The organism is Algoriphagus marinus (genome assembly GCF_001936475.1).
In the GTDB taxonomy this organism is placed as follows: domain Bacteria; phylum Bacteroidota; class Bacteroidia; order Cytophagales; family Cyclobacteriaceae; genus Algoriphagus; species Algoriphagus marinus.
The window spans coordinates 49414-57578 of the sequence record NZ_MSPQ01000019.1; the positions used below are offsets into that span (position 1 = coordinate 49414).

At 31.6% G+C, this 8165-nt stretch carries 9 protein-coding genes; all 9 read right to left on the bottom strand.

The features are described from left to right. Position 1: 1 nt before the first annotated feature. Positions 2 to 958: a glycosyltransferase gene (locus BVC88_RS20335; protein ID WP_075352576.1), complete on the bottom strand. Its 957-nt coding sequence runs from the start codon at positions 956 to 958 to the stop codon at positions 2 to 4. Continuing rightward, entirely contained in the window at positions 955 to 2076 is a 1122-nt protein-coding gene (locus BVC88_RS20340; protein ID WP_175574466.1) for a glycosyltransferase family 2 protein, read from the bottom strand. Before BVC88_RS20340 ends, BVC88_RS20335 begins: the two co-directional genes overlap by 4 nt. Continuing rightward, positions 2066 to 2953, bottom strand: a complete 888-nt coding sequence (locus BVC88_RS20345; RefSeq protein ID WP_075352578.1) for a glycosyltransferase family 2 protein — start codon at positions 2951 to 2953, stop codon at positions 2066 to 2068. The genes BVC88_RS20340 and BVC88_RS20345 overlap by 11 nt, the downstream gene beginning before the upstream one ends. Further along, complete coding sequence (locus tag BVC88_RS20350; protein ID WP_175574467.1) at positions 2950 to 3675, bottom strand: class I SAM-dependent methyltransferase; 726 nt, start codon at positions 3673 to 3675, stop codon at positions 2950 to 2952. The genes BVC88_RS20345 and BVC88_RS20350 overlap by 4 nt, the downstream gene beginning before the upstream one ends. Next, positions 3672 to 4493: an alpha-1,2-fucosyltransferase gene (locus BVC88_RS20355; protein WP_175574468.1), complete on the bottom strand. Its 822-nt coding sequence runs from the start codon at positions 4491 to 4493 to the stop codon at positions 3672 to 3674. Before BVC88_RS20355 ends, BVC88_RS20350 begins: the two co-directional genes overlap by 4 nt. Before the next feature lie 5 nt (positions 4494 to 4498). Beyond that, positions 4499 to 5272, bottom strand: a complete 774-nt coding sequence (locus tag BVC88_RS20360; RefSeq protein WP_075352581.1) for a class I SAM-dependent methyltransferase — start codon at positions 5270 to 5272, stop codon at positions 4499 to 4501. Next, positions 5256 to 6488, bottom strand: a complete 1233-nt coding sequence (locus BVC88_RS21630; RefSeq protein ID WP_075352582.1) for an ABC transporter ATP-binding protein — start codon at positions 6486 to 6488, stop codon at positions 5256 to 5258. The genes BVC88_RS20360 and BVC88_RS21630 overlap by 17 nt, the downstream gene beginning before the upstream one ends. Further along, the gene (locus BVC88_RS20370) at positions 6488 to 7267 is read right to left on the bottom strand and encodes a glycosyltransferase family 2 protein (RefSeq protein WP_075352583.1); all 780 of its coding nucleotides are present in this window, start codon (positions 7265 to 7267) and stop codon (positions 6488 to 6490) included. Before BVC88_RS20370 ends, BVC88_RS21630 begins: the two co-directional genes overlap by 1 nt. After that, positions 7264 to 8165: glycosyltransferase family 4 protein (locus tag BVC88_RS20375; protein WP_075352584.1), on the bottom strand; the 902-nt coding region annotated here is incomplete at its 5' end. The genes BVC88_RS20370 and BVC88_RS20375, both read right to left, overlap by 4 nt.

The window sequence follows — 8165 nt, forward strand, 5'->3', positions numbered from 1 at the left end:
TTCATTTGAAAATTTTCTGATTCCGTTTAAACCCTTCCAAAGCCAATGTGTAATTTTTAAAAAAGTATTTAAACTTTGTAACTGTTACTACTTTTTCAATTTTTGAATTCATGCTGGAATTCCCCAATAGTGTTGATTTCAACAGTCCTTTCAAGGCAATCCATTCTTTAAAGATCAAATGATTGTTGAAGGCTATTACATTTAAAAATTCAGTAATTCGATATGAATCGAGTATAGGAAAACTAGATGCAATTCCAGCTTTAAGTTTTAAATAATATTCAAAACTTAGTCGATCTTGCGAAATCGCATGATGAAATTTCAATGTATTAAGATAAACTAAATCAAAACCAGATAACTGGATTGCATAGCAAAGTTCTACATCTCCTCCAGAGCTTAGCTCAGTACCTTTTCTACAACTCAAAAGAGAATAAAAGCCCTTAGATTCTAAGTCAAGAAGAATAGATTTTCTATAAAAACATCCAGCTCCATACAAATGAGAAAATGGTTGCATCACCTCCCCACTTTTCCCTTGTGAGCCTATTGCATAACTTTTTGCATAAGTTTCAAACCAATCCGGAACTTGCTTTGCCTTTAAAATTCCATGCCCTCCCAGAGCTCCCACTCTTGGATTTTCTTTTAAGTAGCTGATACCAACTTGGAGAAAATCCAAAAAAAGATGATTGTCATCATCGCAATCAAGAATAAAATCATATTTCGCTGCTCTTATTCCTAACCAAAAAGCTTTCATTTTTCCAGGCGTATTACAGTCCAAAACCGAATAGTCAATCTTTGAATTAGCTAAATAGGAACGAGCAAAATCAGCAGTTGAATCGGTAGAATTATTATCAATCAAAAGTAATTCCCAATCAAATCCTGTCCTTAACTCAGTAATTGCTTTAAGTGTAGCCTCCAACTTAGAAGCTCCATTGTAAGTACACAAAATGATGCTACAGCTCAATACAGTTTTAGTCGGTTAAGAGTACCACCTAAAATTCTTCCGTACTTTAAATGGTTTTTTATCATCAATTGGGATTTCAACAATTGTCGAATAATCTTTTTTGACTTAGATTTTTTCACACCAAGACTATCGAAAAACTGGTTTAATGAAGGCAAAAGAAATTTTTCGAGCTTTTCAATCAAGTCGAGTCGATTAAAATATTGCCAAGTTAAATAGGTTGACATTCTATAAAAATCAGCATCTCTTATTACCCAAGAATTTTTCTGTTTTTCATTCTCAAACCATTCTAAAGCCTCAGCTACTTGATTTTTATGAATCATTACTCCAAGGTTCTGAAAAAAAAAATTCTTTCTTTCCTCAATTAAATTTAAGCTAGTGGCAATATTAAATTTGCCTGCTAATGATAACCTTTGATCAACTTTAGACGCTCGCTTGCTTACTTCACTTAATGACTTATACATTACTTTTGGATTTCGGCTCATACTTGAAGGCACATATCTATAGCCAACTCCTATTATCGGGGTATATTTAAGTCTTGCTCCCATCTTTCCTGCTCGAATCCAGAAATCCCAATCTTCACAACTTTTTAAGGAAGGATCAAAGCCTCCTAATTGATTTGCAAACTTCCTTTCAATTAATTGAGCATGACAAGGCCCAATATTTCTGGTCAATACACTTGGATAGATTTCACCATTTAATCCAGAATTATGATAATGATAACAGTGTCCTTGAGGTTTATCCCAGTATCCATACCCGTAACTATATAGTTCAAACCCCTTGTTTTTGGTTATGGATTCCTGAATATTTGTAAAAAAATCAGTTTCAACCCAATCATCAGCATCTAGAAATAATAAGTATTGTCCTTTTGCTTTTGCCATACCAGTATTTCTGGCAGCAGATAGTCCTTTATTCTCTTGAAACAGGCAAGATACTCGAGAATCCCTGTTAACAAATGATTCTGCTATTTCCTGGGTAGTATCTATACTTCCATCATTCACCAAAATAACTTCCCAGTCCCTAAACTTTTGATTTAAAATAGAATTAAAGCAGTCCTTTAAAAAATGCCCTTGATTATAGCAAGGGACAATAATTGAAAAAGTGATCAAATCAGACTCCAAATGTTCCACCCAAAACCTGCTTATAATTTTCTAGACGGGTAACCCCAAATTCTTTCAAAGCCAACATTTGATATTCATTGCCTCTATTTCTTAGGTTTTGATATTCCTTAGAATTTGGCGTCCATTGATCATGAATCACACCGCATTGCCTGGTAGTGCCAACTTTTAAGCCAGCTAATTTGGCTCGAATAAAAAAATTCTGATGCTCACCCCCTTTTAATATTGGATTCCATCCTCCAAAGGCTTTGACTTTTTCTGTTTTGGCTAGAAAGAAATTATGCGTCAGATCACAGGGAGTGACAGGATCGGTATAAGGAATGGAATACAATGAAATTTCATTTGGTTTTATCGTAATGCCTGCATGATATTCATAGATCTGAGAAGAAGGCAATACCCATCCAAAACGATTTATATAATTATTTACTTTTAGCAAATACTTCCCCTGCCTTGATTTGCGGTTATGCTGTCGAAAAACTCCTGCTAAAAGATCCAATTGATTCTCCTCCAATAGCTTCTTCATCAGGGGTATTCGAGTGCGTCTATCAAACACAAAATCATCATCACAAAGTAAAAAATATGGGGTTTCTACCAACTCTAACATTCTATTCCTTCCTTCAGCAGTTCCCGCATCATAAGGCAAATTGATGTATTGAATATTCAATTGTGGAAATCTATTAAGGATTGATTCTCTATAAGGCACAATACTGTCATCTGCGATGATGATTGGCCCAGAAAAATGATAATGCAAAATAGAGTCAAGCAGTTGAATTAAATGAGCTTCACGCTCCAAGGTTTTAATCAGAATAGTCACCTCAGACTCGTGCTTTAAGAAATATTTTGCTTTCTGCGTAAAAGGCGCAAGATTTAAAAACTTCATTTCTTTTTTAGAATTGACGCAATCCAGCGTTTCAAAGGATTTATAGCCAATTGTTTTTTTAAGAGATCTATTTGGTTGTCTTTATTTTGATTGATTCGCTCAAATAATTCAGGATGAACTAGTGGCAAATGGGATGATGAGTATTTTAATGCTAATTCATGAGTATTCTTTACAACCAAAAAAATGTTTTGCTTGTACCAGAAATCCACATTTGGATTATTCCAGATTAATGGTCTAATAATATCCAAAAACACAAAATCATGTTCTTCAAAAAGCTTAGCCCAGTAGTTAGGCCACTGCTCATTAATATGGTTTTGACCTCCTTGACCTGGTATAGCTGCAGAAAAAAGAATAACATCAGAATGCCGTACGAGTGATTGTACAACAATAGGAGCTGAGTCAGAAACCAAATGTTCTACAACTTCAAGACAAATAGCGATATCAAAATGTTGATCAAGATTAAATCCTTTATTTAAGTCGGTAGCGATAAATTCCTTTTTGGAAATATTTGAAAAAAGAAGAGACTTATCATCATAATCACCGTCAATACCTCTAATAATGGGTATACCATTACTTTTTGCAATTGCCAACCAAGTACCAATACCACAACCCACATCCAAAACAGAATTAAACGATTGAAAACTTCTTAATAATGGAATGACAACTTCTGCAGACTTTTTATTATAAACCTGCAAATCATAACTAAATATTCTATTATTCATTCTATCCATGTAAACTCATCAATCATAATACCTTTAGGATATTCGATTCCTACATTATATCCCACCCAATTTTTAGGTGCATAAACTTTCTTATTTGGTTTTTTATTTAAAAAAGCGCCCCACCAAGAAAAGGAACTATTTGGTATGATCAATGTATCTGATTTCATCAAAAAAATAAAATCGACTATAAAATTATCATTTATAAAAACCATATTATGATTTAGCTCTTTAAGAAATTTTTTAGCTTCCAAAATATCATCTGATATTATAATAACTTTATCATATACTTTCAGATCTATTTGTTGTAAAACCCTTTTCAACCAATCTAATGGCAAAAAAGCATTTGAGTTTATTTCCTGAAAAATAACTGTTTTATATTCTTTAATTCTTAAATTAATGGTTATTATTTTTGAATTATTAACCCATGAATATTTTTTCTCAAACTTCTTAATGATCCTATCTTTAATTTTCAAATGATTGATTAATTCTTGCTTATGATTTATAAAAAACATTCCATCTTGAAAAAAACCTTCAATTCTTAATGGAAATATTATATTATCAGGTATCTCGTTATTAGTTAAACAGGAGTTATTTATAATTTCAAATTTAGGCTTAAATACTTTCTGAATAATTGTCAAAAAATAAATTGAAATGGAAGATCTAAAAATATAATTATTAGACTTAATTTCAAAAATATTAAGCCAAAAACCAAAAACTGAACAAGGCAATAAATAAATATTCTTTTTATAAATATTCGAAATAATATAAGCATATGAATATTGAAACAATTGATTTCCTAATCGTCCCTTTAGTTTCAAAAAAATCATTTGCGAAAAACCCCCCTTATTTTTTTTACAAATTTTATAATTCTGGATTTTTGATAAAATTTCAATTCCAAATTTAGATCATTAATTTCCTCTTTATACCTCAAAACATCACCCATAAGAGAAAAGGTTTTGATTTTATCAGTTTCAAACCTAATAGAATCAAAAATATCATTACTTGATTCAGAAACTAAAAGAACACCTAAACCGGTGCCATTATCTTGGATAAATGAAGGATATTTATTTGAAAGCTCTTCCCAGAATATATGAACTCCAAAATCAGAATCTTTGACAAGTATATCATGAAATAAAACAATTCCGTTAGTTTTCATTTTAGGAAGGTAATCTTCAAAATCTTTTTTGACAGCATCATACGTATGATATCCATCAATATGAAGAAGATCTATTGAATTATCACTGAAAGAAGCAACTGCTTCTTCAAATGTCATTTTTAAAAGAGTGCAATTGTCAGCATAGTTTAATTTGACATAACTAAAAAGATCATGATATATCAAGTCAGAATAGTTCTTTGAGTGATTATCACCTAACCAAGTATCTATAGCATAAACTTTCGTGTTTAGATTGTTTGATTGACATGCTTCAAGAATTGAAATTAATGAATTTCCACTATGAGTACCGAGCTCAACTACTAAACCTGGTTTAATCTCCTCAATCAAATATTTTACAAAAGGAGTATGATTTAGCCAACAAAATGGAGGTTTAATTCTTGCCAGACTTTCGTATTTAGTATTTTTTTTATTTAATCCTTTCATATTTTAAAAACAATTTCCCATAATCAATATTCGACCATTTATAAAACTCACTTCCATTATCATAAATTTCAAATTGACAAACATTATCAAAATAAAAGAAGGATTCATATTCGTCATGAACATTTATTAACCATTTATAATTATTTGGTGTAAGAATTCCCCCTTCTATTAAAAGAACAAATTCATTTTCCCCTTCTACAACATCAAAAGGTTTGACATGAATTGTTGAAATTTTATAACCATTTAAATCTGTTAGTAGTAATGCTACTATTGTGTTCTTTTTCCCGATTTTCGAATTGAATGTAATTTGTATTTCAAAATCTAAATTATGAGGAACCCTATTCAAAATTTGTGAACAAGAATTGCTAAAAATTTTAAAATTAATCAATTCAATTAAATCATTTTTAAAAATATCTTTAATTGAGTTATTACCATCGTCTAAATAATATGAAATTGCAGTATTTTTATCTCCACAATAACTAACCCTTCCTGAGTTTATAACCAAACCTCCCGTGCAAATTGATTGAATAGCCCCCATATTATGACTTACCAATAAAACCGTTCTACCTTGAGATTTACTAATGTGATCCATTTTACCTAGGCACTTTTGTTGGAATTCAAAATCTCCCACTGCAAGTACCTCATCAACAATTAAAATCTCAGGCTCCAAGTGGGCTGCCACAGAAAATCCCAAGCGAACCTTCATCCCAGAGGAATAAAACTTCACAGGGGTATCAATAAACTTTTCGACCCCAGAAAAATCAATAATCTCCTCCAACTTAGAATCTATTTCTCGACGTGTCATTCCTAGAATAGTCCCGTTCATATAGATGTTTTCTCTACCAGAAAGTTCGGGATGAAATCCTGTACCGACTTCAAGTAATGAAGCTACACGACCATGGATTTCAATTTTTCCAGAAGTTGGCTCGGTTATTTGGGAAAGGATTTTCAATAGCGTTGATTTCCCCGCTCCATTTTTACCAATAATTCCCAAGACCTCTCCTTCTTTGACCTCAAAATTAATATCCTTAAGTGCCCAGAAAACAGATTCATCTTCTACACCGAATTTGCTCATCGCACGTAATTGCTTCAGATTTTCCCAAGGTGATTTAATTACATTTCCGATTTGGCCGATAAGAGTCTCCGCTTGCTTTTCCTTTAGACCAAGTCGATAGCGCTTGGAGAGATCTTTTACTTTTATAACAGTGTTAGACATTATTCTCTTAATGAGCCTATTTTATATTTTAAAAGCTTACGAAGAATTAAAAGCTTATTGATTATTCCAACTGGTTTATTCCAAGCCCATTGCCAGGTAACTTTCCATTGCTTTAATCTTGAGGAATTTGAAGTTCCTTTCCAGATCCTATTTCCCCCATGAATTCTTACCATTGAAACGGGTGCAGATAAATCACCTGATACCAGACGACCATAAAACGCTAATTTTAACCATAACTCTGAATCTTGATGCAGGGTCAAGGATTTATTAAATAAACCTGCTTTGAATAATAAATCTTTTTTTATAATCAAACCATTCGTATGAAAATGACCATAAGTCCCTCGAATCAGATAATGAAATAGCTTGTGTGAAGGAATTTCTTTTTTAATTCCATAAATTTTATTTGACCCATTGAAGTATTGAATAGGCTGATAAACCCCTTCAAAATCAGTTGCTGAATTCAAAAGAAATTTAAATGATTCAAATCGATTGACTAGGAAATAATCATCAGCATCCAAAAACGAGATCCAATTATTTGATGCTTTTTGAATACCTAAATTTCTTGAAGCAGCTGGTCCAAAATTTTTAAATTCTTGATGATGAACTAGTATTACTTTATTTTGAGCTTTAAAAAGATTATTCAAATCACTAAAAGGAATATCTGGACATCCATCATATACAACTATTATCTCAGAAACTAATTCTTGTTTAATTACAGAATTAACAGATTCTAGAATAAAGTTTGAAGCCTTATAAAAAGGAATAATCACTGAAATCATCTCAAGCTATAAATTTCTAATAGCTTTTTGCCCAACACTTTGTAATCAAAATTTTCCTGAACATATTTCCTACCTCTTTTCCCCATTTCTTCTATGATTTCTGGAAAATTAAAAAGATGAATGATTTTTTCTACAAAGCCCTCTATGTCATTCTCTTCTACTACATAACCTGTTACTCCATCAATTAAGCCATATTTCATTCCTCCTGCACTGGAAACAATTACTGGCAATTCCATAGCTTGAGCTTCTTGTACTACCAAGCCCTGATTTTCAGCTCTGCTTGTTTTAGGATCAGTAATGCCAGGTGCAATGAATACAGAGGATTGGGATAATTTGACCTTAATATCTTTTTGATCTAAAGCTCCTAACAGAAAAGCATATTCCTGAAGATTATTAGCCTGAATAAAGTCTTCACAACTCTTTCGCTCAGGTCCTTCTCCTATGATATCGAGGAAAATAGGAAATTCTCGTTCATGAAGTATTTGAAGAATTTTTAAAGCATTAATGGGGGATTTCCAATCAATCAACCTGCCAATAAATATTATCCTAAAATCCTTATTTGGTTTAAAATCAGAATTAGAAAAATAAGAAGTATCCAGCGATACTGGAAGTGATCTAATTTTTTTTGACTCTACATTGGGAAAATCCTCTAATATATTGTAGGTGTACTTAGAATTAACAGTAAAATATTTACAAAATTTAAAAAGATTTTCATATTTGAATTGGTAATATTTTTGATGATTAGGAAGTAAATCAAACCCATGAAATGAATGGACAATTTCACACTTTTTTAAAAGCTTGATTTTTTTTAAAAAGCAAATTAGTTCTCCAACATGTCCAAAGTGAGTATGTGTAATTTTGAACTCATCTATTGTTAAAAAAAAATCTAAATTATTAA

Coding starts and splice junctions, on each gene's coding strand:
- BVC88_RS20345 (WP_075352578.1), bottom strand. CDS start 2,953: ATGAAGTTTTTAAATCTTGCGCCTTTTACGCAGAAAGCAAAATATTTC.
- BVC88_RS20350 (WP_175574467.1), bottom strand. CDS start 3,675: ATGAATAATAGAATATTTAGTTATGATTTGCAGGTTTATAATAAAAAG.
- BVC88_RS20360 (WP_075352581.1), bottom strand. CDS start 5,272: ATGAAAGGATTAAATAAAAAAAATACTAAATACGAAAGTCTGGCAAGA.
- BVC88_RS21630 (WP_075352582.1), bottom strand. CDS start 6,488: ATGTCTAACACTGTTATAAAAGTAAAAGATCTCTCCAAGCGCTATCGA.
- BVC88_RS20370 (WP_075352583.1), bottom strand. CDS start 7,267: ATGATTTCAGTGATTATTCCTTTTTATAAGGCTTCAAACTTTATTCTA.